The organism is Nonomuraea sp. NPDC050540, from assembly GCF_044457485.1.
In the GTDB taxonomy this organism is placed as follows: Bacteria; Actinomycetota; Actinomycetes; order Streptosporangiales; family Streptosporangiaceae; genus Nonomuraea.
In genome coordinates, this window is record NZ_JBITHA010000011.1 from 12,509 (window position 1) to 37,541 (window position 25,033).

The window sequence follows — 25,033 nt, forward strand, 5'->3', positions numbered from 1 at the left end:
CGGTTCACTCTGCCCCCACGATGCCTTTGAGGATGGTCACCAGCAGCGGGGCCAGAGCGGCGACGCCATAGCCGAGCCCGGCATAGCGCAGGCCCTTCTTCGCGGCCTCGACCTCGCCGGGGTCGCCACCGGCCAAGATGTAGCGAACCCCGGCGACGGTCAGAAAGAGGGTGGCCAGGGCCACGAGCAGGCCGACGATGACGTTGCGCAGGTTGTCGATCACCGTGTTCAGCGAGTCCGGCGGCGCGGCCAGCACCTGGCCGGAGACGGTGACCGTTGTGGTGGTGGCGTGGGCGAGGGCGTAGCTGAGCAGCATGCCCAGGGCGATTGTGACGAGGACGAACAGCGCGGCGAGCGCAATCTTGAGGCTGTGGGCTTGCGAGGTGGTGGTGCGGCGTGGGCGGGTCATGGGCTGTCCCCCGGAAGTTCTGGTGCGGGTGGTGCGGTGGTGGAGGCGGCGCGGAGGGGGCCGAGCCCGGCGGCGGGGCCGGGTGGGCGTCCTCCTTCGAGGGCGGAGTGGGTGGGCTGGGCCGGGTGACAGGGACCGGTAACCAGGCACGGTCCCGCTGCCGGGCTCGGCGCCCCTAAATCCGCGCTGCCTTCACTTGTCCAAAGACCTGGTCGAAGAGCCGAGATCAGACATCGGAGCCAGCGGACTTTGCGCGCACTTTGCTCGCGAACGCGCGCTGGCGCCCGGTCCGATCGCTACAGGCGGCGGGCGAGAATCGCCTGGTAGAGCGCGTTCTCCGCGCGCTGACGGCGCTTGAGAACGGTGCAGTAGAGCAGGCCACGGCGGCGGCAGTAGGACGACAGCGCGATGCCCTCCAGCCGGGTAAGCCCGATCAGCTCCGCCGACGCCTGGGTGATGACCCCTTCGGCGACTGCCTGGGCGAGCAGCAGGTCGGGGTGGCCGGCCGGGTAGGCGAGCGTCTGCTGCCCGTTCTCGGCATGGTCGAGCTGGTCGGGGTCGTCCAGCAGGCGCGGCGGCTCGACCGCGAGTGCCCGCAGGACGGTGAACTGGGTCAGCCGGGACAGCCGCAGCAGCGGATGCGACCAGGCCAGGTTGACCCGGATGAGGGCTTCCATGAAGGCGGTCAGGATCTCGGCTTCGAGGTCTTCCTGGTCCATCCGGGCGAGCCGGTCCGGATGGTCGGTGTGCTCGGTAGGGAGCTTGGTGGCGAGGGCGGTGACCAGGCGGCCCAGCATCGGGCGAGCCAGCGCGACGGCGGCCACCATCCACGCGCCCCGGTGGGCGCGGGCCTGGGTGATGAGGTGCCGCCAGACGTGGTCGCGGGTGGTGCGCGTGCAGGACCGGCGCAGCAGAAGCTGCCGCAGCTCATCCAGCGGGATCAGCCGGGCCGGGAGCCCCTCACCGAGGGCGGCCCCGTCAACCGACAGTGGTTGCGGGCCGCGCATGAGCAGGTCGAAGGCGTGCCCGGCCACATCCAGCGGCAGCGAACTCGTGAGGGGTGCGGGCGTGGTGGCCGGGGCCGTCAAGGTCGCGGGGGTGGTGGCCGGGGTGGGGGCCGTGGAGAGGTGGACCGAGGTGTGGAACATGGGCGACGCTCCCGATGCGGAGAGGCGGTTGAGACGTCGCCATCCGGTCAGAGCGCCCGTACAAGAAACCCACAGAAAATGATCAGACATCGGGCACGGCAAAGATCACACAGCGTTAGCCCATACTCCGAAACCATGCATGACCTGCGAAAACGCCGAAAAGTGCGGCGTGGGCACGGCTGGCGGCGGCAGACGGCCCTCCGCGATGCTGGGCGCGGAAACCGGCGCTGACCTGCGAGAACCGGACCCGTCCAAGATTCTCGGGTCAAGCTTGCGTCAAAGGGGTAGACGCCCTGAACTGGGGGCGGCCCGCTTCACGCGCGGTCGACGATCACCTGCGGCACCGTCATCGCGCTCGACGGCCGTCGGACAGGTGTTCAGAGGTCCTGGCCGGGCTCGTCATCCGGCTGGCCGGGGAAGGTGGGCTGGCTGGTGCGGCGCATGCGGGCTTCGTTCTGGGCGCCGGTGAGGAGGGCGGCGGTGGCCTCGGCCGCGCGGTGGGCGGCCAGCATCCGGATCTCTGAGGGGGCGTCGCGGCTATCCATCACCAGTAGCGTCCCGTCCTCGCCTAGGTGGGTGCGGACCTTCCAGCCGAGCTGCCGCCCGGCGGCACGGGCGGCCTTGCGGACCTCGGCCACTCACCCAGCTCCGCCACCGCGTCCGGGGCGAGCAGAAGCTGGCCGTAGAAGCCGCCGTACTCCGGCTTCAGATTGGCGGCCATCATCGCCTTCACCTGAACGACCAGCTTGGCCAAACGGCGTTCGGCCAGCTCATCCTTACGGCTCGGCAACCCGTCCACCTCCCGTGGCCTCATCCGTGCAGGGGCTTGTTTTCAGCGTATGCCGCCCCCGCCGGGCGTTGCCCGGAATCTGTCCGAAAACGCTGTGACCTGCGAAAACAGTGCCAGTTGTGGGGTGGGGCTGGCGGCCGGAGCCGCGATGAGGTGGGGCGCTGGCCCGGCGCGAACGACGGCCGGGGCCAGGACGCCCCCAACGGGTCGGACCCCCCTCCAGCATCCGACCCGCACGCCGCACCAGTATGGGTGTAATCGAGCGGACACGTTGGGTGAATGGCAGATGTGAGGTGCGGTAATGCGCCCGATCGGATGCCGGAATGGCCTCGATGATCTGGCAGGCGACACCGCCGCCACAGACCGTCCACAGCCTGTGAACAACCGAGGAAGAGGCCCTTCAGTGACACCTCAGCCGGGGGGCCGGGTCGAGCGCGGTACGGACCGGCATGACGCGATCTTTGCTTGACGGCCCGTCCCAACTCGACCCTGGCGGCAGGTATTTGGATAAGTGACAGGGATCAGTGACCCGGTGCTCGGGCCACACCCAAATGACCAAGCCCATCAACCACCGCGTCACATTCGACTACGACTTCTACGACGAGTACGGCGCACCCGCCGTACTGACCCCTGATCCGCGCGGCGACCTCACGGTGAACCGCGAGGTGTCGGACCCGGCGCGGGGGCATCTGCCGCTGACGGTGTGGCTGGCCGCCGCTGACTGCGAAACGGACGCCACCTGCCAAGCAGGCTGCTGCCACCCGGTCAGCGGCCCGCTGGCCCGCCACCTCATCGCCGCCTGCACCCGCATAGGCGAGAGAGTCATCCACCTGACCGCCAGCGACCACCAGGTCGTTTCGGCCGCGCTGACGGCTGGCCGCCTGCCGGTGGCCATCTACACCTTCGCGGGAGACGCGGGGGTGACCTGGACGCGGCTGGCCCGAATGCACCCGGACTACGACCTGCACAGGGTCGACGCACGCATCACCGACGCGCCAGGCGCGGACACCCCACCGCTGCTGGCCGACCTGACCGGCAGCGCCGGGCTGGTGGTGTCGGAGCAACTGTGCAACCAGCACAGCCCCGAGTACCCATGTTCGGCCGAAGACGCCCTGCTCTACGACATCTCCACGGCTGCCGGGCTGGTCAAGCCGGGCGGGCACCTGGCCGTGATCACCAGCCGCCACCGCGCCGACGGCGCGCCCGACCCGCTGCCGCAGATCATCACCCAGGCACGCGCGGCCGGGCTGGTGTATCTGCAGCACATCATCGCCCTGCGCCGGCCCGCCTCCAGCAGCCGTCGCTTCTGCGAACGCGGCAAGTTGGACACCTGGCAGGAACGGCCGGAGTGCGCCGGGTCGGCGGCGAGCGCACCCGCGCACAGCGACGTGCTGCTCTTCCGCAAACTGACCATGCCTTCGAGCTCACGTGCGCACGCAGCGACCTCCGCGGCGAAGGCTGGAGGTGCTCACTGATGACCGAGCAGACGCACGCCACGATGACGGAGTCGGTGTGGGCGACCGGTCAGCAGCCCTCGCGGGTGCAGCGGCGAGGCCGGTATGTGCCGGAGTCGATGCGGCATCCGGGCAAGATGCTGCCGTCCATCGCCGCCCGGGTGATCGGCACCTACACCCGGCCGGGTGAGCTGGTGGTCGATCCGATGTGCGGGATCGGCACCACCCTGGTCGAGGCCGCGCATCTGGGCAGGCACGCTGCGGGTGTGGAGTACGAGGAGAGATGGGCGCGCCTGGCGGTCGCCAACCTCGCCTACGCCCGCAAGCAGGGCGCGGAAGGGTTCGGCCGGGTGGTGGCCGGGGACGCCCGCAACATCGCCTGCCTGCTGCCGGACCTGGCCGGGCGGGCGGCGCTGGTGCTGACCTCGCCGCCGTACGGCGCCTACACCCACGGCCACATCCGCTCCACCCGCGATTCCGGCCAACCGGGGGTGCGTAAGTGGAACCAGTACTACTCCGCCGATCGCGGCAACCTCGCCCACCAGCTACTCCCGCAGTTGCTGGAGGGGTTCGGCCGCATCCTCACGGGGTGCGTGGAACTGCTGCGGCCGGGCGGGGTGGTGGCGGTCACGGTGCGGCCTTACCGGGTGCGGGGTGAGTTGGTCGACCTGCCCGGCCATGTCCATCAGGTCGCTCGGCAGGCGGGGCTGGTGTTCGCCGACCGGATCGCCTGCCTGCTGTGCGGGATCGGCGACGGCGTCCTGCTGAACCGGGCGAGCTTCTTTCAGCTCCACGAGGCCCGCAAGGCCTGGGCACGCGGTGTGCCCATCCACGCGGTGGCGCACGAGGACCTCCTGGTGTTCGCGCTCCCACCGACGGCTCGACCGGGGCCGGCCGCCCCTGGCTCCCACCTCCGCGAGGGCCGCGAACTGGAGTAGCGCCCCATGGGCCCCTGTTCCTGATCCGGATGCGGGCCGCGAACAGGGGTTCGAGCCCTGACCTGCGGACTTCGCTTGACACGGGCCAACAAGGTGGGCGTCGATACCGCCGCCACCAACCCCAACCCCAACCCCAACCCCAACCCCGCATCGAACCCCGGCATGCCGGGGCTGTGACCGGCCCGCCGCCAACGGGACGGCCACACCCCGGCCCGGTGACCGGGCGGGGCCGGGATGGCGGCGAAGCGCCCTGCCACAGCCCGCCCGGCCGCACGGGTCGCGCATCCCGCGCGCCCCGACCGGCCCCTATCCATCCACGCGCATGGAGGTGACGCATGACCAGCACGACCCCGAACCAGCCCCTCGACGCAGAGACGGCCGGACGGCCGGAGGTGGTGAGCCTGCTGGCGGCCGGGCGGCTGCTCGGCATCGGCCGCACCAAGGCCTACCAGCTCGCCAAAGCGGGCGCGTTCCCGTGCCGGGTGCTGCGCATCGGCGGCCGATACGCCGTACCGATACGCGGGCTCCGGGCGCTGCTCGACCACCCCGAACAACACAACGACGCGATCACACCCAGCCCGGACAGCAGCAGCCGTCCGGCAGGACAAGAAGGACAGGACGGATGATCACGATGGCCAACAACCCGTGCACGACGAAGGCCGGTAAGGAGCCGACCGTCGCCAAGGGCACCACGCACAAGATCTGCGCCTGCATCGATCCCGACACCGGCAAGAACATCGGCAAGACGTGTCCGAAGCTGCGCACCACGCACGCCAACGGCGGGAAACGGTGGAGCTCGACCCACGGCACCTGGGCCTACCAGCTCGAACTCCCCGCGCACGCCGACGGCAAGCGCCGCACCCCGCTACGGCGGCGCGGCTTCCTCACCTTGGAGGACGCGGAGGCGGAGCTGGATCACGCCCGCGGCCTGCTCGCCCTCGACCCCGACCCCGCCGTCCGCAGGCAGATCACCGCGCTGATGCTGTCGGTGCTCAAGGCCACCATGCAGCTTCCCGACACCGAAGAAGTACGGCGCAAAGTCCGCACCCATCAAGATCTGAACCGGCACATCACCGTCGGCGAGTGGCTGGAAGAGTTCCTCAAACGCAAGCGGGCCATCGAGCCCACCACCCGGCGCTCGTACGAGTCGCACATCCGGCTGTATCTGATCCCGTACCTGGGGGACATCCGGCTGGACCGGCTCCGCGTGTCGGACGTCGCGGGCATGTTCGACGCGATCGAGGAGTTCAACGACATCATCGCCACCGAACGCGCCAGCGGCGATCCGGCCCGTGTACGGGCGGTGCGCTATCGGCGTCCGGTCGGCCCGACCACGATGCACCGCATCCGCGCCACCTTGCGGCATGCGTTGAACATCGCCATCCGGCAGGACCGGTTGCTGGACTTCAACCCGGCCGCCGTCGTCGAACTCGTTGCGGCCTCCCGGCCCAAGGCGCTGGTGTGGACCGAGGAGCGGGTCGCCCAGTGGCGCCTCGACCACGCCGCCCACCTGGACCTGCTCAAGCGGGCACGCGAGGCCAAGGGAGGCAAAGAGGGTAAGCGGGTCGACCCGGTGGTCGCCTACATCGGTGCGCCGCGTCCCTCACCGGTGATGGTGTGGACCCCGCAGCAGACCCAGCAGTTCCTCACCTACGCCCGAAAGGATCGCCTGTTCGCCCTGTACCGGCTGTATGCGATCAACGGCCTGCGCCGGGGGGAGGGCGTCGGTATCCGCAAACCGGATGTGAACTACCAGGCGTCACGGATCGGGATTCACTGGCAGATCACCCAGCTCGGCTGGGACCCCATCCAGAGCACCCCGAAAACCGATGCCAGCGACCGGGAGATAGCCGTCGACGCCGAGTCGATGACCTGGCTGAAGGAGCACGAACGGCGGCAGGCGCGGGAGCGGCTGGCCGCGGGAGCGGACTGGGTGGAGTCCGGGTTCGTCTTCACCGACGAGATCGGCCGGCCTCTGCATCCGCAGTATGTGACGGATCGCTTCTACGCGATCTGTTACCAGGCCGGGCTGCCACCGATCCGGTTGCATGACCTGCGGCATCTGGCGGCCACAGCGATGCTCGCGGCCGGGGCGGATGCCGTCCTGGTGCAAAAAGCGCTCGGGCACCGCACGGCGTCGTTCACCCGCGACACCTACATCAGCGTCTACCCGGAAGCGGCTGCTGCCGCGGCCGAGGCGACGGCCGCGTTCCTGACCGGGACACCCGCACCCGCGCCCCGGCCGCTACCACCCACTCGCCAGGGCACACGGGCAGGAGCGAAGGGTGCGGCATCCGGCGAGGCCGGTGGGACGGTGATCCACCTGCCCACCAACTAGGTCGGAGAAGGGGAGGTGGGTCAGCGTGCGCTGACCTACCTCCCCTTTCCTCTTCTCTCCCTTCCCCCGCAGCGGGAACGGAGAGGGCTTCGGGACGGGATGAGCGGCCCATAGGGGAAGAAGACTCCCCGCCTTGCGCTACGTCCCGAACGCCCCAAGGGTCCGGCAGCAGGGCACGAGGGAGGTAGCGCCACCGCTGCCGGACGTTTCCATAGAGTCCCGGGGTGGCGGCTCCAGCGTTCGTGTGCGGGCCCCGGATCCCACACTCGTGTGACGCTGCTGGAGCCGCCCGCCCACGGCCTGGTGAGTCAGCGGCTACACCAGACCATCAGCGTCGGCCGACCGGGCTTCCAGGACGGTCAGCCAAGGGGCGTGGCTGCTCTCCGCACAGCGGAGGCCCGAGCAGCCACCTCCCCTCCCCCTTGACGGGCACGGTTGCCTGCGCGCAACCCGCCCGCCGGAGGGGTCCGGGTCCGGTAGCGGCACCCGCGATGACTGGGAGCGTGCCACTACCGGACGATCATGAAGTTCTCAAAGGGCGGGCGGCCCCCTTCCGCGCCTCACGGCCTGTGCAGCCGCGCTCCGCACCAGCGCATAGGAGGGGGCCGCCCACCGGTTGACCGGGCGGAAGGGGAACCACCCGGTCGTTCCCGGAGGGTGGCTGACCAGACCTCCTCGGCTATCCGGCCAGCCACCCGGTGACCGCGCCCGCGGTTGCAAGAGGCGCTCGCGGCCACCCGGTTCTCGGGAATACGGCCAGGCGGGCCTACGCATCCGCCCTCTGGTCGCGTTCCCGAGAAGCCTTCGGCAATCTCGTTGGTTCACTTTCGGTTGAAGAGGGGCGGCCCCTCCCATCGCGGAGTCGGCGTTCGCGATGGCTCCCTCCCAGGTGAAGGACCGCCCCACGGGCGGCGATCCGACGCGAGCGGGGGACCCGCGTGATCGCCGCACAGGCGGGTGGCCGACTGCCGGACGCAGCCAGCCACCACCGGTGACCACGCGCTGCACACCACGCGGCCACCTCGGACTCGAACAGGACACCGGCCACGGTCGCCCACCACCCGGTGTCCCATCCGAGAAGCCATTCAGATTGCCCTCACCCACCCCGGCCCCCGGCTTGGGATGCCACCGCCAGACACCCCAAGTCGGAGGGGCGCGGGTCAGGGCGCTGCCACCCACGTCCCCGCCCCACACGAACGGGTCACCGTAGTGACAGGGCTTAGGGCCGCCGGTCCCGGCCCCTGACAGCCACGACAGGGCCCGCGACACGGGGCCGACAGCACCCGGCCCCGGTCAGCATGACCCCGTGCCGGTCAGACGGTGTCCGGGGCCGCCACCGCCAACACCCGCCCCACACATTCGGCCGCCCGGTCCGGGTAGGCCACCTCAACGATCGGCCCTGCCCACGACCACCAGAACAACCACTCACCCTCCCGCGGCGAAGCCGACACGACCTCGGCCAGGGAGGCGGCCTCCGGGTTGATCACCCGCAGACGCGGCAACCGCCCAGCATCGGTTAGCATCCGCGCGAGTAAACCCCGCGCCTGCAACACTCGCTGCAGCTCGGTTAGGTAGAGGGCTGCCTGCTCGGCTATCGCCGAGGGGACGGGATCGGACATGGTCGACTCCGGAGGACGGTCAGGAGAGGGGAAAGGGACGGGGCAGGCAGCCGCGTACGGCGGCGGCGGTATTCCGGGAGGGCGATCTTCAGGCGGACGGCTGGTTCTGCTTGCGACGCCGCCACACGACATAACCAGCCCACACCACCACCGCGACGACCCAGGCCACGATCAGTCCGAGCACCCCCACCGCCACCGGCCGGACCACCCCGGCCGGAGCCACCACGGAGAAGGTCGCGAAAGCGGCGGTGAACGCCACCAGCAGCCCATTGATCAGATGACGACGGGACACGACGAACTCCATTTCACGAAACGAAACATGCGAAGACACGGAACCGGATGGGATGAGTGTGATTCAGGGGCCGAACAACGAACGGCCGTTGAGCGCCTTACGCCGCAGCCGCCACCGGCGCCCGAGCACGACACCTGCGAACAGGCTCGCCCGACGACGAGCACCGCCACCGTCACCGGCATCGGGATACTGCCGGGCGCGGCGGTGATCCAGCCGACGAACCCGGCCGTGATGAACACCGGGACGAGCATGAACAGGTGATGACGGCGCACGATGCGTCTCCGTATGTCTTGGAGGCCAGTACGGCCGTGAACGCGATGAGCGAGGGTGGCCGGCTACACCGGCGCGCGGAACAACTCCTCGATCTGAGCCGGGGTCGGGTCGAGGTCGAGATGGCACCACACCACGCGCCCACCGGTTACAGGCAGCCGGAAACTGCCCCACCGGTTATGCGACAGCGCCTGCACAATCGCCAACCCCCGACCGCACTCGGCGTTGAGGCTCGGTTCTTGGAGGGGGATGGCGGATGGCTTGGAGCAGGACGAGCCGGAGTCGGTGACGCCCAGCCGCAGGTAGTCGGTGCCCTGACACAACTTGAGCGTGATCGAGCCCTGACCGCCTTCACCATCACCCTCGCCGTTCCCGCTGCTGCCGCCGGTGCGGCTGGTGTCGGCGTAGCGGACGGCGTTGGTGATTAGCTCCGAGGCCGCCAGCACCGCGATCTCCCGAGCTGGATGGCCGGGCCCCAGCCACGCGCTGACAGCCTCCCGGGCCAGATACGGGGCCCGGTCGCTGCACGCCAGGTGCAGGACGTCGACCGGCTGAAGTTGTTGTGTGGGTGGAAAGGAGTAGATCACCATCATCGCCTCACTACCTCTCGAACATCAGCTCTGTCCTCCTCAAGGGATCAGCCAGCACCCCGAACTGGCCGAGCCGAACCGGACTTCGCACCGCGACGGACGGAGGCTCGGTCAGCTCCCAGTCCGGTTCCCGGACCGGATACCGGCCACCCACCGTGCCTTGGTCACGCCGGGTGACGGTCACCCATGGAACCCGCTGCTGGACGTCCTGCGGAAGAGCGTCACCTGGGCGTTGACCGCGCCCAGGCGACGCCCGGTAGGCGGATAGGGCGTTTGCAGGGCGTTTCCCGGTCAGGCTGGAGGCGGGGGTTGGAGTCGGCGCATGCTGTGTGGTCCCCTAAGTGCTAAGGGAGCGTGGCGTGGTGACCCACCAACCAGAACAACGAAACTCGTCCCAGCAGGCCGGGCCGGTCAAGCCGTCCCGCCCCGGCCTGATCCGGGCACGGCTGCAGCGAGGCCTGACCCAGGAACGGGCCGCCGAACAGATCGGCGTGTCCCTCAGCACCTGGGCCCGCTGGGAACGCGGCACCCAGAACGTCCGGCCGTTCTACCGCACGGTGGTGGCCGAGCAGTGGGGCGCCGAGCAGGGTGAGGTCGATGCTTGGTTCCAGGTCACCGCAGGCTCCTCCCGCACGCCATGTGTCGATTTGGCCGTGGCCGAGGCGGGATTGGCCGAGCCCATGCTTCACGCATCCAGCGTGGAGACGGCCAGGCAGTTGTGGAGGTTGGAAATGGACCCATCACGCAGGCACCTGCTGGTCGCGATGCCTTTCGTCCCGGCGGCGCTGGGAGAATGGCTGCTGGCCTGGCAATTCGACGAAGCTCCGGCCACCGCCCGACACGCAGCGGGAAAGACTGTCGCGGTCGGCATGGCCGACGTGCAACGTGTACGCGAGGCACATCATGCCTTCGTCCGGATGGATCACCAGTTCGGGGCCGGGCTCGTCCGTCCCGCCGTCACCGACTTCATGAACACCACCCTCGCCCCGCTGCTGCAGGGCTCAGCCTCAGAACAGGTACGTGCCGACCTGCTGAGCGCATCGGCGGCCATGACCCAGATGGCCGGATGGATGGCCTTCGACCTCGGCCACCAAGGACAAGCCCAAGCGCACTTCGGGCAAGCCTTGAGCCTGGCCAAACAGGCCGGCGACGACCTCACCGCAGCCTGGATCCTGGCCACGATGGCCCAGCAGGCATGCGAGCTGGGCCACGGCCGATGGGCGATCAGGCTGGCCAGCGCCGCCGTCGACGCCGGGGTACGAGCGGACGCGCCAGCCCGCGCCCGAGCCCGGCTGAGCCTGCGTCTGGCCTGTGCTCACTCCGTTCGCCCTGCCGAGGCAACCTCAGCCACTTCAGACGCCAAACGACTGGTTGCCGCACACCTCAGCCAGGCCGACCAACATTTCAGCAAGGGCCCCACCGACCGCGACCCCGTCTGGGTCGACCACTTCGGCGAAGCGGAACTAGCCGGAGAAGGGGGACTCTGCTGGCGAGGCGCAGACGAATTCCAGCGCGGCGTGACCCGCCAGCAAGAAGCCATCGCCGCCTTCGGCACCCGATACCCACGCTCCATCCTGCTCACCCAGGTCAGCGTGGCCGAAGGCTACCTCGGCATGGGCGAAATCGAGGCAGCCCTGGAACACGCCCACGCCGCCGTCACCTCCGCCAAAGACCTCACCTCCACCCGCGCCACCGCCCACCTACACGACTTCACCACCCACCTGCAGGCCCACCGCGACAACCGCCACGTGCAGGACTTCACCAACTACCTGCGCACCGAACTGGCCAGCTAACCCACCTACCGGCGTTTGATCCAGACAGGGCCCTCACACTGCCGGAACCCATTGCGCGTCACACAGAGCTTGAACACATCGATGCGGGAGATGAACGTGCGGTCGCTGCCACACCCGAACCGGGCCCCATTGTCGTCGGCCACGGTGTAGATGCCGAGCATCGAAGTGGCGTACTCGGCCTCAACCTTGTAGCTGTCGTCCGCCAGGTCGCACACGTGATGTGCTGGCGATCGGCCGAGACGCGGACGCTGCCCTCGCTGGTCCGGCTGCTCCAGCCCGAGCTGGGGGCGGCAGCCGCTGCCGGGGCGGCGAGCAGGGCCAAGACGGTACATCCCACAAGAGTAAAGCGAACGATCATGCGCAGATCCGTTCCGCAGAGGAGGCCAGAACGGCAGCCACTATGAAAGCTGCCCTGCCCGACCCCAATCGGCTTTGCCGGCCCTTGGACGGGCCTGCGGTCAAGCCGGGCACAAGCTGCCCGCCACCCCTTCCGCGACGCCCTTCCTTTGCCCTTCTGGCGGTTCTGGCTTGACCTGCCAGGTTTCGAGGCGGCTCGCAAGGCCAGTCAGCGGGACCGGCCCACCGCGCCTCGTTCCGCGCGCTCGCTGGCACCCAAGGGAACAGATGGGTGCAGAACGGGGCAACTGCGACGACGATGCTCCGCCTGACCGGAGGCGGTTTTACACGCGGTTGGGCGGGCCTGGAATCAAGCTGGAGATGGGTCGCCCTCGACCCCGTCTGTCATGACCTTCCCTTGCGCTTCCGGCGGGTCTGGCTTGACCTGAGAGGGCACGGGGGCACGCGCACATGCCTACCGTAGGTTCGCCCGCGTGCCGGACGCGTGCCGAAGAGCACTGTGCGAGCACTGACTCGGCCATTTTCGGCCGTCAGAAGAAGGTCGAGAATCGAGAAACTCCAGGTCAGACGCGGTTTTTGTGGGTAGGGCGCCCGGGGCTCGAACCCGGAACCTACGGATTAAAAGTCCGCAGCTCTGCCAATTGAGCTAACGCCCCTTGCAACATGCAGCGTACCGAGGTTACCCGTCAGTACGCGACCGGCTTCCCGCCGGTCACGATAACGTACGCGTCCCGTCGAAGCAGGTGTGAATCCCGCACCGGCCCGACGGGCGCCGGTGCGGGGCGGGCGGGTCAGCGGTAGGCGGACAGGCCGGTCAGGGCTTCGCCCAGGACCAGGGTGTGGATTTCCTGCGTCCCCTCGTACGTCAGGACGCTTTCGAGGTTGTTCATGTGGCGGATCACCGGGTATTCGAGGGTGATGCCGTTTCCGCCCAGGATCGAGCGGGCCTGGCGGGCGATGTCCAGGGCGGCGCGGACGTTGGCCAGTTTGCCGAAGCTGACCTGGCGGGGATTCAAAGCGCCTGCGTCCTTCAGGGCTCCCAGGTGGAAGGCGGTCAGGGAGGCCTGGGCGGTGCCGACGTACATCCAGGCGAGCTTTTCCTGGGTCAGCTGGAACGCGCCGATCGGCTTGCCGAACTGGACTCGGGTCTTGGAGTAGTCGACGGCGGATTCCAGGCAGGCGCGGGCGGCGCCGACCACGCCCCAGAGGATGCCGAAGCGGGCTTCTGACAGGCAGGACAGGGGGCCCTTCAGGCCGGAGACCTCCGGCAGGACGGCGCTGGACGGCAGGCGGACGTCGTCGAAGTAGAGGGACGAGGTCACCGACGCCCTCAGGGACAACTTCTTGTGGATCTCAGGGGCGGAGAAGCCGGGCGTGTCGGTCGGGACGACGAAGCCCCTGATGCCCTCGTCGGTCTGCGCCCACACGACCGCGACGTCCGCGATCGACCCGTTGGTGATCCACATCTTGGCGCCGTTGAGTATCCAGTCGGAGCCGTCGCGCTTGGCGAAGGTGCGCATGTTGGAGGGGTCGGAGCCGTGGTCGGGCTCGGTCAGGCCGAAGCAGCCGATCGCCTCGCCGGCCGCCATGCGCGGGAGCCATTCCTCCTTCTGCTCGGCGGAGCCGTACTTCCAGATGGGGAACATCGCCAGGGAACCCTGTACCGAGACGAACGACCGCAATCCGGAGTCCCCCGCCTCCAGCTCACGACAGGCCACGCCGTAGGAGGTGGCGTCGGTGCCGGCGCAGCCGTACCCCTCCAAATGCATGCCGAGCAGGCCCAGTTCGCCCAGAACGGGCGCGAGCTCGCGGGCGGGGAAGGTGCCCTGTTCGAACCAGTCGGCCACGTCGGGGAGGACGCGGTCGGTGACGAAAGACGTGACCGTGTCACGGATCAGGCGCTGGTCAGGGTTGAGCCGATCGTCTATGCGCAGCAGGTCTTCCATGACGGTCCTCTCCTCGCGTAGGGGGCTACCAGGGTTCTACCAGGGGGAATCCCGATGTGCGAACGCCGGGTCCCAGGGCAGTCTTGAGGCATGAGCGAATCGAACATCAAGCAGCTGCGTCGGACCAACAAGGGCAAGATCGCCGGTGGCGTTTGCGCCGGTGTCGGCGAGTACGTGGGGATCGACGCCAACCTCATCCGGATCGGCCTCGCGGTCGCGACCCTGTTCGGCGGCCTGGGCGTCGGCCTCTACGCCATCGGCTGGCTCCTCATCCCCGAAGAGGGCAGGAACGAGTCGATCGTCCAGGACCTGATCGGCAAGCAGCAGGCCAAGAAGAACGACGACGTCTGGCAGCAGTGATCAGGCGGTGGCTCGGGCGCGCACCCGGGCGGCGATGTCACCGCGGGACTCGGTCCAGACCATGGCGAGCACGGCCGCCGAAGTCACTCCCATGACCCCGGCCAGCGCGACCACCGGCTCCGGGCCGAGTCTCTCCGCGGCGAATCCGCCGATCAGGATGCCTATGCCCTGCACGGCCATCAGCCCCGACTGCACCAGGCCGAACGCCTGACCCCGGCGTTCGGCCGGAACACACTGGACGAACGCGGCATTGGCCGCGAGCTGATAGGCGCCTCCGATGCCGGACAGGATCCACAGCGCCAGCACGACGGCCAGCGGCGGCCGCATCGCCGACAGAATCAGCGGGGCGCAGCTCAGCATCGCCATCCACCCCATCATGCGCAGACGTCCCGATGGCGTGACGAACCTGCTGAAAAGGAACCCGCCCAGCACCGTGCCCGTCGGCATCGCCGCCATCAGCAGGCCGGTGACGACGGCGACCGGAAGCTCCGAGCTCAGAGTCGCCGCATACGGTACGGCGATGCCCTCAGGAAGCACGTAGAAGCCGCAGAGCCACGCGAACAGCACCAGCGTCCGCAACTTCTTGTCGCCGAACACGAGCCCGGCTCCAGCCCGGGTCATGGTCCACATGGAGGGTTTCGCGCCTTCGCGGGTCGCGGACGCGCGCCGCCGTACCCCGGAGACGAGGATCAGCGCGGAGGCGAGGAAGGTCGCCGCGTCGAGAGCGAGCGCGCGGTACGGCCCGAGCGTCGCGATCAGCGCGCCACCCGCGGCGAACCCGAGCATCTGGACGGCCTGGTTGGTCATGTTCTGCAGCGCCGAGCCGGCGACATAGCGGTCACCGACCAGGATCTCGGGCAGCAATGCCGCCCGCGCGGCCGAGAACGGCGCGCTGAGCAGCACGACGAAGAACACCAGCCCGCACAGGACGGGGAACGGCATGCCGGGCACGGCCATGCCCGCGACCAGCAGCGCCCGCAGGACGTCACACGTGATCATGACGCCGCGCCTGGCGAACCGGTCGGCGAGCCCGGCGAGCAGTGGCCCGCCGAGGATCGACGGCAGGTAGGTGAGCGCGTAGACGGCCGCGGTGGCGGCCGCGGACTTCGTCCGGTCATATACCAGTACGGCCAGCGCCACCTGGGCCAGCTGGTCCCCGAGCAGGGACAGGCCTTGCGCGTACCAGAGCGCGCGGAACTCGCGTATGGCGATGACCTCGCCGTACGTCGCCTGTCGCTCGGCGGCGCGTCTGTGCCGCCCCGGAAGCCTGGCCCCCATAGGACTCCGCTGCGCCTGACTCAGTGTGTTCGGTATGTCACCTAAGGTGCCCGATCACCTGGCACGCCGCAACCGAAAGCTTCCAAGCACTTGCAAACTGTCATCGCCGGGGACGGCTTACCAGCCGAGCTCGTGAAGTCTGGCGTCATCAATCCCGAAATGATGCGCGATCTCGTGCACGACTGTGATCTGCACTTCTTCCACCACATCATCTTCGGTGTCGCACATCTGGCAGATGGGATTGCGGTAGATCTCGATGCGGTCGGGCAAGACTCCTGCGTACCAGTCGCCACGCTCGGTCAGGGGGATACCGGTGTACAGCCCGAGGAGGTCGGGCTCCGGGGGGTCATCGACCACCACAACCACGACGTTGTCCATGAGCCTGGTCAGCTCCGACGGAATCGTGTCCAATGCCTCGGCCACGAGTTCCTCGAACTTCTCCCGCGGAACCTCGATCACAGTTTCCATTCTGCCCTGTCCGTCAGGTAAGCAAGAAAGCGTATGAAGTACCTGAAGTCCAGATGGGTCACCTCCGTCGCGGTCCTGTTCGTCGCGGCGGTGGGCGCATGGCTGGGCATAGTCCTCAGCGGTACGGTCCCCGCCCAGATCGGCCCGGTAGAAACAGGAATGTCCCTTCGACCTGCCTGGAAGGGCGAGACGATCGTCGACGCGAGCCCGCTCGGCACGCTCACCTTCCGCACCCACGACGCACCGCTGCGCCTGCGCATCACGCTCGAGAACATCGACCAGGAGCAGGCCAGAGCGCTCATCGAGGACCCACGCCTGGCCGACCGGCTGCCCGGCATCCTCGAACGCGACCTGCGCGAGGGCGTGAGCCTGCTGATCATCCGCTCGCTGCTGTGCGCGGGGGCGGGCGCCCTGGTGGCCACCGTTCTGGTCTTCCGGCGCCCCAGAGTGGCCCTCATGGGGCTTCTGGTGGCCTCCGTGGCTTTGGCGGGCACCGGCACGCTCGCGGCCGTCACGTTCAAACCGAACTCCGTCCTCGAACCCCGCTACTCCGGGATCATCGCCGCCGCGCCCTCCCTGGTGGGCAGCGCCGAGTCGATCGTGACCAAGTTCGAGTCGTACCGCGCCCAGCTCACCAAGCTCGTCACCAACGTCTCCAAGTTGTACGACACCGTGCGCGACCTGCCCGTCTACGACGCCGACCCCACCTCGATCCGCGTCCTGCACGTCTCCGACATCCACCTCAACCCCATCGCCTGGAACGTCATCCGCTCCATGACCGACCAGTTCAAGGTGGACCTCATCGTGGACACCGGGGACATCTCCGACCATGGCAGCAAGCCGGAGAACAAGTTCGTGGAGGAGATCGGCAAGCTCGGCGTGCCGTACGTCTTCGTGCGCGGCAACCACGACTCGGCCATCACGCAGAAGGCCGTCGCCCAGCAGAAGAACGCCATCGTCCTCGACGACAAGGCCGCCGAGGTGAACGGCCTGCGCATCTACGGCCTCGGCGACCCCCGCTTCACGCCCGACAAATCCGTACCCGTCGACCCGGACCTGTCCCGCCTGGAGCAGTTCGGCCGCTCCCATGCGGTACGGCAGGCCGCCCCACCCGACCTCGTCGCGGTCCACGACCCGACCATCGCCAAGGGATTCTCCGGATACGCGCCGATGATCCTGACCGGCCACTCCCACCAGAGATCGACCACCGTCCTGCCCTCCGGCAGCCGCGTCCTCGTCCAGGGCTCCACCGGCGGAGCCGGCCTGCGCGCCCTCGAACACGCCGAACCGACCCCCGTCCAAGCCTCTGTTCTGTACTTCGACAAGAAGACCAGACGCCTCCAGGCCTGGGACGATGTCACGCTCGGCGGCCTCGGGGAGCAGTCGGTGCACATCCAGCGTCACGTGGAGCAGAACCCTCGACGTATGATTTCCCCAGAGCCAACGAACGCCCCGTCGCCAGCGGGATCGGTCACAGGCACGACGACGCCGGCCGCCGGTCCGCCACTTTGGCATGAGGGGCAATCGTCCCCTATGCTTCAGAGGTCTCCGACGGAAGACGTCAGGAACAGGATGCGAATCCTGAGCCCCCATCGTCTAGCGGCCTAGGACACCGCCCTTTCAAGGCGGCGGCACGGGTTCGAATCCCGTTGGGGGCACGGCTTCACCGGAAAACCGGCTGGTCGAAGACCACCGAAAGACTGGTAAGCTAAGCGAGGCCGCGAGGCCGCGAGGCCGAGCGAACAAGGTCCTGTAGAGCAGTTTGGAGTGCTCGCCACCCTGTCAAGGTGGAGGTCGCGGGTTCAAGTCCCGTCAGGACCGCTCTGGGTCAGGTAGCTCAGTTGGTACGAGCGTCCGCCTGAAAAGCGGAAGGTCGGCAGTTCGACCCTGCCCCTGACCACCCTTCTTGAACAGCCAGAACACCCCGAAGCGAAGATCGCTGCGGGGTGTTTTTGTTGTTGCCCGAGCGGCGGAAGCAGGCAAGATCTTCCCCACGGCGAGCCCGGGGAGAATACTCTGAGGAAATGGATCGTCGCATCCTCGGCCTGGAGAACGAGTACGGCACCACCTTCACGTTCCGGGGGCAGCGCCGACTATCCCCCGACGAGGTGGCCAGATACCTGTTCCGGCGGGTCGTGTCCTGGGGCCGGTCAAGCAACGTGTTCCTGCGCAACGGCGCGCGCCTCTACCTCGACGTGGGCAGCCATCCCGAGTACGCCACCCCCGAGTGTGACAACGCGGTCGAGCTGGTCACGCACGACAAGGCGGGCGAGCGGATCCTCGAAGGCCTGCTCATCGACGCCGAGAAGCGGCTGCGCGACGAGGGCATCGCCGGGGACATCTACCTGTTCAAGAACAACACCGACTCGGCCGGCAACTCCTACGGCTGCCATGAGAACTATTCGGTGGGACGGGACGGCGAGTTCGGACGGCTGACCGACGTGCTGATCCCGTTCCTGGTCACCCGGCAGCTCATCTGCGGCGCGGGCAAGGTGCTGCAGACGCCGCGCGGGGCGGTCTACTGCGTGTCGCAGCGGGCCGAGCACATCTGGGAGAGCATCTCGTCGGCGACCACCCGGTCCAGGCCGATCATCAACACGCGCGACGAACCGCTCGCCGACGCCGAGCACTTCCGCCGCCTGCACATCATCGTCGGCGACTCCAACATGAGCGAAACCTCGATGCTGCTCAAGGTCGGCGCGACCGACCTGGTGCTGCGCATGATCGAGGCGGGCACGGTGATGCGCGACCTGTCGCTGGAGAACCCGATCAGGGCCATCCGCGAAATCTCCCACGACTTCACCGGGCGGCGGCGGGTACGGCTGGCCAACGGGCGTGAGGCGTCCGCTTTGGAGATCCAGCAGGAGTACCTGTCCAAGGCGAAGGACTTCGTCGACCGGCGGGGCGGCGACCCGATCGCGCACCGGGTGCTGGAGTTGTGGGAGCGCACGCTGCGCGCGGTCGGGACCGGAAACCTCGACCTGGTGGCCCGCGAGATCGACTGGGTCACGAAATATCAGCTGATCGAGCGGTATCGCAAGAAGTACGACCTGCCGCTGTCCTCACCGCGCGTGGCCCAGCTCGACCTGGCCTACCACGACGTGCACCGCAAACGCGGGCTGTTCTACCTGCTGCAGAAGCGCGGCGCGGTCGAGCGGGTGACCTCCGACCTGAAGATCTTCGAGGCCAAGTCGGTGCCGCCCCAGACGACCAGAGCACGCCTGCGCGGCGAGTTCATCCGCAGGGCGCAGGAGAAGCGGCGCGACTACACCGTCGACTGGGTGCACCTCAAGCTGAACGACCAGGCCCAGCGCACGGTGCTGTGCAAGGACCCGTTCCGCAGCGTCGACGAGCGGGTGGACAAGCTCATCGCCGACATGTGACCACCCGGGGGATGACCTGCGGCGAACCGGCCCATCCGGCACGCTGAGTTGATCACGGACTCGGGCGGATACCTGCGAACGCTTCCTTGGCCACAGGCAGGGCATATCAGACAATCTGATTTCAAGAAGGTGATGACGGCCACCGAGGCCTCCCGGGGCTTCGCGACGCTCCTCGATGAGGTCGCGCGGGGGGAAACCATCGTGGTAACGCGTGGCGGTAAGCAGATCGCCATCATCGGACCTGCGCCGACCGCACCAGGGCGCATGGTCAAAGCGTTCCTGGCCAGTAGCGCGGGGACGTTGGACGCGGACTTTGAAGCCGATGTCGTGGCGGCGCGCCAGGCGATCGGCGACGAGATGAGGGGCACGTGGCCCGACGCCTGATTCTTGACACGGGTGTGCTCATCGCGGCCGGGCGAGGCAAGGCATCCGTGGACACGGTAATAGGCGACGCCGACGACGTGGCGATCTCCGCCATCACTGTGGCCGAGCTGCTCGACGGTGTGGAACCGGCCGATGACGTCAGGCACCCCGGCCGGCAGGCCTTTGTCGACCAGGTCCTTGCGCTGATCCCCGTTGAGGAGTACACGACGGATGTCGCCAGGGTTCATGCTCGTCTCATGGCCCAGGTACGGCGAGCGGGGAAATCCCGAGGCGCGTACGACCTGCTGATCGCGGCGACGGCGGCGGCCACCGCGAGAACAGTGCTCACGATGGACTCGTCCGCGGCATTCGATGATCTTCCCGGCGTGCGCGCTCAGGTCGTTCCACGCTGAAGCGCCCACGTGTAGGGGCAGCCCTACCGGGGTTTTGGGTGGTGCCGTGACTGTGGGGTGGGCGGGGGTCGCGGGAAGGTCGAGGTACCTCTTCGACCCCCAAGGAGCACCGGATGTCTCGCCGCCTATTGGCTCTTGTGATCGCCGTCCCCGTTGCCCTGGCGCCCGTGGCGCCCGCGTTCGCCGTTGCCGCGCCCTCCGTGCAGGCTCGGCTGGATCAGCTGACCGCCTCTCCTGAGTTTCCTGGTGCGGTGGCCTATGTGAGGGATCGGGACGGCAAGGCGCGTACCGTCAAGGCGGGTACGGCGGAGCGTGGCACCCGGAAGCCGATGCCCGGCGCGGACGGGCGGTTCAGGGTCGCCAGTGTCAGCAAGCCGATCGTCGCGGCCACGGTTCTGAAGCTGGTCGATCAGGGGAAGGTGGAGCTGGACGAACCGGTCGAGAGTTATCTGCCCGGTGTCGTTCATGGCAAGGGGATCGACGGGCGGGAGATCACCGTCCGGATGCTTCTGCGGCAGACCAGCGGGCTGGCCGACTTCTCCGCCGCCGCCGACTGGTCGAAGATCGGGAAGCAGGATCTGCTCAAGCTCGCGCTGACGCTCGAGCCCACGCCTCGGGGGAAGTTCGCCTACTCCAACACCAACTACCTGGTCCTCGGGATGGTCATCCAGGCGGCCACCGGGCGGGACTTCCGGGCGGTCAGCCGGGAGCTGGTGTTCGAGCCGCTCGGCATGCGTGACACTTACTGGCCCGCCAAGGGTGAGACCAAGATCCGGGGGCCGCACGCGCACGCTTACGGCGTGCATCCCCTCCGGCCCAAGGACGGGATCGTCGATGTGACCCGGTTGCCCGGCTATGAGTTCGGTCCCAGCGGCGGGCTGGTGTCCACGCCGCGCGATCTCGACCGGTTCTGGCGGGCCAGGTCGGTGAAGGCGGACACGTTCGTGCCGGTGGCCGAATCCGGCTGGCCCAAGGGGTCGCGCTACGGCCACGGCCTGATGGAGATCCCGCTCAGTTGTGGCCCGATGTGGGGGCACGCCGGTGACCTCCCCGGCACCTCGACCTTCAGCGGGCGGGACCGCTCGGGGCGCACGGCGACCGTGTACGTGACGGGGACGGCCAACGGCAAGCCGCGTGCCCGGCTCATCGCCGCCTTCGACGCCGCCCTCTGCGGCGGCAAAAGCTGATCTCCGGGAAAGGCAACCCGCTGATCTCCGGGAATGGCTGGATCGCTGATCTCCGGGAAAGGCAGGGCCGCTGATCTCGGGGAACGGCGGCCGCGTACAGTGAAACGCCCTGTGAGAGGGCCGGAGGGGCAAGGGGGGCATGTGGAGGAGCGGGCGTCACTCGGGCGGCTCGCCCGGCAGCTCGAAGAGATCGTCGGTGAGCTGCGCGGCCTCCCCGTCGAGGTCGAGCGGCTTGAGGACAGCGAGCAGGTCAGGCTGCGCATCACGGAGCTGGCGCGGACCTCGCGTGAGCTGCGGGCCATGCAGCCCATCGGCGCCACGGACACCGGGCGCGCCGAGCAGCGCAACCGGCGTGAGGTGCTCGACTCGCTGGAGCGCGGCATGACGATGCGGACGGTCGTGCACGCCAGCGTCCTGGACGATCCGCGCAAGGCGGCCCGGCTCCGGGAACTGCACGCGGCCGGGGATCAGCATCGTGTCGTCGACGAGCCGATCCAGCAGTTGCTCGTCTTCGACCGCGCGGTGGCCTTTCTCCGGATCACGCCGGTCGACGGGTCGCCCGGCGCGCTGCTGATCAGGCAGCAGAGCATGATCAGCATTCTGATCGCGTTGTTCGAGCAGACCTGGGCCAGGGCCAGGGAGGTCACCGATCCGGTGCCCAAACTGAGCCCACGTGAGCGCGAGGTGCTCGCGCTGATCGCGGAGGGGCGTTCCAACAGCGCCGTGGCCCGTGCGCTGTCGATCTCAGAGGCGGCCGTCGGCAAACACGTGGCCGGAGTGTTCGCCAAGCTCGACCTGCCCGCCACCGACGACGTCAACCGGCGCGTACTGGCGGTGCTGGCCTTTGTCCGGGGAGCGGTCAGGTAGGGCGAGCACTACCTCACCCTCGGTCCAGCCCCCTCGCGCGGACCTCGCGGCGAAGCCTTCAATGAAGGTCATGCAGCGTATGTCTGGATTGCTGGTGGGCGCCGTCTTCGGCGCGGTGTTCGTCGTCGTCAACGCGCAGGAACCGCTCGACGGGGCGGTGGCGGCCGTTCTGCGGGTTCTCGCCGGCCTCGCCGCCGCGAGCGTCGTGGCGATGTGGTTCGTGGCGGTCAGGAGGGAGCGGCCCGTGCGGGAGCGGGGGCCGCGGCCGGGCATGTTCGGGAAGGGTTACCTCGTCGTCGTGGCGGCGGAGGCGGTGCTGCTCTTCTGCGGCCTGCGGGTGCTGGCCGCCTGGGGAGTGCCCGCCCAGGCCAACGTGGCCTGGGTGGCGTTCGTCGTCGGCGTGCACTTCGTCGCGCTGGCGCCGATCTGGAAGGACTGGGCCATCGCGGTGCCCGGCGCGGTGCTCACCGTGCTCGGCGTCGCCGGGCTCGTCATGGCCGCCACGGCGGGCCTGGCCTGGGTGCCGTTCGTCAGCGGGGTGCTGTCGGGGGCGGTGCTGCTGGCCGGGAGCGTCACGTTCGGGTGGAAGGCGATCCGGTCCGTACCGGCAGGCGTTCCAGTCCGTGCATGAGCATGCCGGGGCGCCACGTGACCTCGGCTGAGGCGAGTGCGAGGTCGGGGAAGCGCTCCAGCAGGTGCCTGAAGGCGATCTCGCCCTCGACGCGGGCCAGCGGTGCTCCCAGGCAGTAGTGGATGCCGTGGCCGAAGGCCAGGTGCTGGCCGGGATCGCGGGTGACGTCGAGTTCGTCGGCCCGCTCGTACTGCCCGGCGTCGCGGTTGGCCGACAGCAGGGAGACCAGGACGAGCGCCCCGGCCGGGATGTCCGTGCCGCCGATCGTCACCGGCTCGGTGGTGAAGCGGTAGGTGGAGGTGCTGATGGGGCCGTCGAAGCGTAAGAACTCCTCGACGGCCTGCGGCACCAGCGCCGGGTCCGCGCGCAGGGCGGCGAACTGGTCGGGACGGCTCAGCAGCGCGAGCATGCCGTTGGCGATCAGGTGCACGGTCGTCTCGTGCCCGGCGACGAGAAGCAGCCACGACGTGCTGACCAGCTCGGACTCGGTCATCCGGGTCTGGACCATGGCGCTGATCAGGTCGTCGCCCGGGTTGTCGCGCTTGGCGGCGCACAGCTCGCCCAGGTAGGCGATGGTGGCCTGGGCGGCGGCCACCACCTCGCCGGGGTCGAGCACGGAGCCCTCGATCGTGGTGTTGGACCAGCGGATCACCTTGGGCCAGTCGGGCTCGGGGATGCCGAGCAGTTCTCCGACGACCATGGCGGGCAACTGGACCGCGTACTCCTTGATCAGGTCGAACTCGCCGCCCAGCCCGTCGAGGAGGCCGGAGCTGAGCTCCTCGATCCTGGGGCGCATCGCGCGGACGCGGCCGACGGTGAAGGCCTTGACGACCAGGCGGCGCAGGCGCTCGTGGTCGGGCGGGTCGGAGAAGAGCATGTTGTCGGGGACCACGGCGGCGGCGCCGCTGCTGTCGCCGCCCTCCATCTCGTTGGCCTTCATGATGTGGGGGTTGCGAGGGAAGTCCTTGCTCAGGCGCGGGTCGTTGAGCGCCGCCCTGACGTCCTCGTACCTGGTCACCAGCCATACCCGGACGCCCTGGGAGGTGATGGTGTGGGCCACGGGCTGCTCTCGCCTGAGCTTGGCGTAGACGCCGTGCGGGTCGCGCAGATACTCCTGATCGAACACTTTGTTGATCACGGTTGCCCCTCCGCGGTAGGGATCTCAGACTATGCCGGATATGCGGCGGCGCGGTGCTCGCTCGGAGTGACGCCGCGCAGCCGTTTGAAGGCGACGCTGAGCGTGAAGGCGTCGGAGTAGCCGACCCTCCTGGCGATGGACGTGAGCGTGGCGTCGGAACCGCGCAGCAGGTCGGCGGCCACCTCGACGCGGCGGTCCGCGAGGTAGGCCATCGGCGGGCTGCCGACCCTGGCGGCGAAGCGGCGGGCCAGGGCGGCGCGGGAGACGCCGGTCTCGGCGGCCAGGTCCGCCACCGTCCACGGACGGTCGAGCTCGTCGTGCAGCAGGCGCAGGGCCCGGTCCACCACCGGGTCCGGCTCCACTGCCGCGCCGGGGCGGTCGAACCACGCGCGCAGCGCGGCCACGAGGGCCAGGTCGAGGAGGCGGTCGAGGACGGCCTGCTGGCCGGGCCGTACCGCGGCGATCTCCTCGGAGAGGAGGTCGAGGGCCGGGTGGCGGCCGGCGGGCAGCACCAGGGCGGGCGGCAGCGCGCGCAGCAGGCGCTCGCCGATCGGGCCCTCGTAGGCGCCGCTGAGCATCAGGGCGTCGGCGTCGAGCCGCGGGCCGCAGGTGCGCGGGCCCAGGGTGAGCGCGTCGCCGAGTTCGGTGCCGTCCGCGAGCAGGCAGTAGGAACCGGGTGTCACCATGAACCGCGGCGCGGTGCCCGGCGGGTCGGCGATCGTGTGGGTACCGCGGACGACGGCCACGTCGCCCTGGCCGACGCGCAGCGGCTCGCCCTCCTCCGGCACGACCCACGCCTGCCCGCGGATCATCGTGGTCAGCGTCAGCGGGGCGCCCGAGGCGAAGCCCACGGCCCACGGCGTGTCCATGACCGACCGGCCGAACGTGGCGCCGCGCGCCCGTACCCCCTCCAGCAGATCAGCAAGCGCGTCCATACTCTCGACTGTAGACGCTGAGACATCCAAGTGAGCGCCACGCCCATGGAGCGTCTGACCGCGGCC

The 25,033-nt window shown here is 69.0% G+C and carries 26 protein-coding genes and 4 tRNA genes; 16 read left to right on the top strand and 14 right to left on the bottom strand.

The window, feature by feature from the left end; all coding sequences use genetic code 11:
• Positions 1-4: 4 nt before the first annotated feature.
• The 4 genes from ACIBI5_RS32640 to ACIBI5_RS32655 all read right to left on the bottom strand — a co-directional run bounded on the left by ACIBI5_RS32640 (position 5) and on the right by ACIBI5_RS32655 (position 2,347).
• On the bottom strand, positions 5-409 hold the full coding sequence (locus tag ACIBI5_RS32640; RefSeq protein ID WP_397252579.1) for a pilin: 405 nt from the start codon (positions 407-409) through the stop codon (positions 5-7).
• 296 nt (positions 410-705) lie between these two features.
• Complete coding sequence (locus ACIBI5_RS32645) at positions 706-1,557, bottom strand: hypothetical protein (protein ID WP_397252580.1); 852 nt, start codon at positions 1,555-1,557, stop codon at positions 706-708.
• A gap of 377 nt (positions 1,558-1,934) precedes the next feature.
• Positions 1,935-2,102 carry a hypothetical protein gene (locus ACIBI5_RS32650; RefSeq protein WP_397252581.1) on the bottom strand — a complete coding sequence of 56 codons (168 nt, stop codon included), beginning with the start codon at positions 2,100-2,102 and terminating at the stop codon, positions 1,935-1,937.
• Between the two features lie 23 nt (positions 2,103-2,125).
• Positions 2,126-2,347: a hypothetical protein gene (locus ACIBI5_RS32655; protein WP_397252582.1), complete on the bottom strand. Its 222-nt coding sequence runs from the start codon at positions 2,345-2,347 to the stop codon at positions 2,126-2,128.
• 551 nt (positions 2,348-2,898) lie between these two features.
• On the opposite strand from ACIBI5_RS32655, the gene ACIBI5_RS32660 reads away from it, so the two are divergent.
• The 4 genes from ACIBI5_RS32660 to xerC all read left to right on the top strand — a co-directional run bounded on the left by ACIBI5_RS32660 (position 2,899) and on the right by xerC (position 7,077).
• On the top strand, positions 2,899-3,822 hold the full coding sequence (locus tag ACIBI5_RS32660; protein ID WP_397252583.1) for a hypothetical protein: 924 nt from the start codon (positions 2,899-2,901) through the stop codon (positions 3,820-3,822).
• Positions 3,822-4,739 carry a TRM11 family SAM-dependent methyltransferase gene (locus ACIBI5_RS32665; protein WP_397252584.1) on the top strand — a complete coding sequence of 306 codons (918 nt, stop codon included), beginning with the start codon at positions 3,822-3,824 and terminating at the stop codon, positions 4,737-4,739. The genes ACIBI5_RS32660 and ACIBI5_RS32665 overlap by 1 nt, the downstream gene beginning before the upstream one ends.
• A 335-nt stretch (positions 4,740-5,074) precedes the next feature.
• Positions 5,075-5,365 (top strand): helix-turn-helix transcriptional regulator, encoded by a 291-nt coding sequence (locus ACIBI5_RS32670; protein WP_397252585.1) that lies wholly within the window; start codon positions 5,075-5,077, stop codon positions 5,363-5,365.
• Entirely contained in the window at positions 5,362-7,077 is a 1,716-nt protein-coding gene (xerC, locus tag ACIBI5_RS32675) for a tyrosine recombinase XerC (protein ID WP_397252586.1), read from the top strand. The genes ACIBI5_RS32670 and xerC overlap by 4 nt, the downstream gene beginning before the upstream one ends.
• Before the next feature lie 1,313 nt (positions 7,078-8,390).
• Here xerC and ACIBI5_RS32680 read toward each other — a convergent pair.
• The 3 genes from ACIBI5_RS32680 to ACIBI5_RS32690 all read right to left on the bottom strand — a co-directional run bounded on the left by ACIBI5_RS32680 (position 8,391) and on the right by ACIBI5_RS32690 (position 9,851).
• Positions 8,391-8,600 carry a hypothetical protein gene (locus ACIBI5_RS32680; RefSeq protein WP_397252587.1) on the bottom strand — a complete coding sequence of 70 codons (210 nt, stop codon included), beginning with the start codon at positions 8,598-8,600 and terminating at the stop codon, positions 8,391-8,393.
• Between the two features lie 184 nt (positions 8,601-8,784).
• Positions 8,785-9,000, bottom strand: coding sequence for a hypothetical protein (locus tag ACIBI5_RS32685; protein ID WP_397252588.1), 216 nt, complete (start codon positions 8,998-9,000; stop codon positions 8,785-8,787).
• A gap of 323 nt (positions 9,001-9,323) precedes the next feature.
• Positions 9,324-9,851 (bottom strand): ATP-binding protein, encoded by a 528-nt coding sequence (locus ACIBI5_RS32690; RefSeq protein WP_397252589.1) that lies wholly within the window; start codon positions 9,849-9,851, stop codon positions 9,324-9,326.
• Positions 9,852-10,207: 356 nt separating this feature from the next.
• On the opposite strand from ACIBI5_RS32690, the gene ACIBI5_RS32695 reads away from it, so the two are divergent.
• Positions 10,208-11,641, top strand: coding sequence for a helix-turn-helix domain-containing protein (locus tag ACIBI5_RS32695; RefSeq protein ID WP_397252590.1), 1,434 nt, complete (start codon positions 10,208-10,210; stop codon positions 11,639-11,641).
• A 5-nt stretch (positions 11,642-11,646) separates the two neighbouring features.
• On the opposite strand, the gene ACIBI5_RS32700 is transcribed toward ACIBI5_RS32695, so the two are convergent.
• The 3 genes from ACIBI5_RS32700 to ACIBI5_RS32710 all read right to left on the bottom strand — a co-directional run bounded on the left by ACIBI5_RS32700 (position 11,647) and on the right by ACIBI5_RS32710 (position 13,944).
• Entirely contained in the window at positions 11,647-11,973 is a 327-nt protein-coding gene (locus ACIBI5_RS32700) for a hypothetical protein (RefSeq protein ID WP_397252591.1), read from the bottom strand.
• Between the two features lie 608 nt (positions 11,974-12,581).
• Positions 12,582-12,654, bottom strand: a tRNA-Lys gene (locus tag ACIBI5_RS32705).
• A gap of 135 nt (positions 12,655-12,789) precedes the next feature.
• Positions 12,790-13,944: an acyl-CoA dehydrogenase family protein gene (locus ACIBI5_RS32710; protein WP_397252592.1), complete on the bottom strand. Its 1,155-nt coding sequence runs from the start codon at positions 13,942-13,944 to the stop codon at positions 12,790-12,792.
• Positions 13,945-14,034: 90 nt separating this feature from the next.
• Here ACIBI5_RS32710 and ACIBI5_RS32715 point away from each other — a divergent pair, with 90 nt between their 5' ends.
• A complete protein-coding gene (locus tag ACIBI5_RS32715; RefSeq protein ID WP_379609306.1) occupies positions 14,035-14,304 on the top strand; it encodes a PspC domain-containing protein in 270 nt (89 codons plus the stop codon).
• Here the strand turns inward: ACIBI5_RS32715 and ACIBI5_RS32720 are convergent, their stop codons facing one another.
• Positions 14,305-15,582, bottom strand: coding sequence for an MFS transporter (locus ACIBI5_RS32720; protein WP_397109573.1), 1,278 nt, complete (start codon positions 15,580-15,582; stop codon positions 14,305-14,307).
• A 117-nt stretch (positions 15,583-15,699) separates the two neighbouring features.
• Positions 15,700-16,050: a metallopeptidase family protein gene (locus ACIBI5_RS32725; protein ID WP_379609304.1), complete on the bottom strand. Its 351-nt coding sequence runs from the start codon at positions 16,048-16,050 to the stop codon at positions 15,700-15,702.
• Between the two features lie 33 nt (positions 16,051-16,083).
• Here ACIBI5_RS32725 and ACIBI5_RS32730 point away from each other — a divergent pair, with 33 nt between their 5' ends.
• The 10 genes from ACIBI5_RS32730 (at position 16,084) to ACIBI5_RS32775 (ending at position 22,894) form a co-directional block, all read left to right on the top strand.
• Complete coding sequence (locus tag ACIBI5_RS32730; protein ID WP_397252593.1) at positions 16,084-17,658, top strand: metallophosphoesterase; 1,575 nt, start codon at positions 16,084-16,086, stop codon at positions 17,656-17,658.
• Positions 17,636-17,708, top strand: a tRNA-Glu gene (locus ACIBI5_RS32735). The genes ACIBI5_RS32730 and ACIBI5_RS32735 overlap by 23 nt, the downstream gene beginning before the upstream one ends.
• An 88-nt stretch (positions 17,709-17,796) precedes the next feature.
• A tRNA-Asp gene (locus ACIBI5_RS32740) sits at positions 17,797-17,871 on the top strand.
• Positions 17,872-17,876: 5 nt separating this feature from the next.
• A tRNA-Phe gene (locus ACIBI5_RS32745) sits at positions 17,877-17,950 on the top strand.
• A gap of 124 nt (positions 17,951-18,074) precedes the next feature.
• On the top strand, positions 18,075-19,433 hold the full coding sequence (pafA, locus tag ACIBI5_RS32750; RefSeq protein WP_397252594.1) for a Pup--protein ligase: 1,359 nt from the start codon (positions 18,075-18,077) through the stop codon (positions 19,431-19,433).
• Between the two features lie 132 nt (positions 19,434-19,565).
• Positions 19,566-19,817 (top strand): type II toxin-antitoxin system Phd/YefM family antitoxin, encoded by a 252-nt coding sequence (locus ACIBI5_RS32755; RefSeq protein ID WP_397252595.1) that lies wholly within the window; start codon positions 19,566-19,568, stop codon positions 19,815-19,817.
• A complete protein-coding gene (locus tag ACIBI5_RS32760) occupies positions 19,802-20,209 on the top strand; it encodes a PIN domain-containing protein (RefSeq protein ID WP_397252596.1) in 408 nt (135 codons plus the stop codon). The genes ACIBI5_RS32755 and ACIBI5_RS32760 overlap by 16 nt, the downstream gene beginning before the upstream one ends.
• A 113-nt stretch (positions 20,210-20,322) precedes the next feature.
• Positions 20,323-21,396: a serine hydrolase domain-containing protein gene (locus tag ACIBI5_RS32765; protein ID WP_397252597.1), complete on the top strand. Its 1,074-nt coding sequence runs from the start codon at positions 20,323-20,325 to the stop codon at positions 21,394-21,396.
• A 141-nt stretch (positions 21,397-21,537) separates the two neighbouring features.
• Positions 21,538-22,263: a LuxR C-terminal-related transcriptional regulator gene (locus tag ACIBI5_RS32770; protein ID WP_397252598.1), complete on the top strand. Its 726-nt coding sequence runs from the start codon at positions 21,538-21,540 to the stop codon at positions 22,261-22,263.
• 79 nt (positions 22,264-22,342) lie between these two features.
• Positions 22,343-22,894, top strand: a complete 552-nt coding sequence (locus ACIBI5_RS32775) for a hypothetical protein (RefSeq protein WP_397252599.1) — start codon at positions 22,343-22,345, stop codon at positions 22,892-22,894.
• Here ACIBI5_RS32775 and ACIBI5_RS32780 read toward each other — a convergent pair.
• Both ACIBI5_RS32780 and ACIBI5_RS32785 read right to left on the bottom strand, forming a co-directional pair.
• Entirely contained in the window at positions 22,836-24,032 is a 1,197-nt protein-coding gene (locus tag ACIBI5_RS32780; RefSeq protein WP_397252600.1) for a cytochrome P450, read from the bottom strand. The genes ACIBI5_RS32775 and ACIBI5_RS32780 overlap by 59 nt on opposite strands.
• Positions 24,033-24,061: 29 nt before the next feature.
• Positions 24,062-24,967: an AraC family transcriptional regulator gene (locus tag ACIBI5_RS32785; protein ID WP_397252601.1), complete on the bottom strand. Its 906-nt coding sequence runs from the start codon at positions 24,965-24,967 to the stop codon at positions 24,062-24,064.
• Between the last annotated feature and the right edge of the window lie 66 nt (positions 24,968-25,033).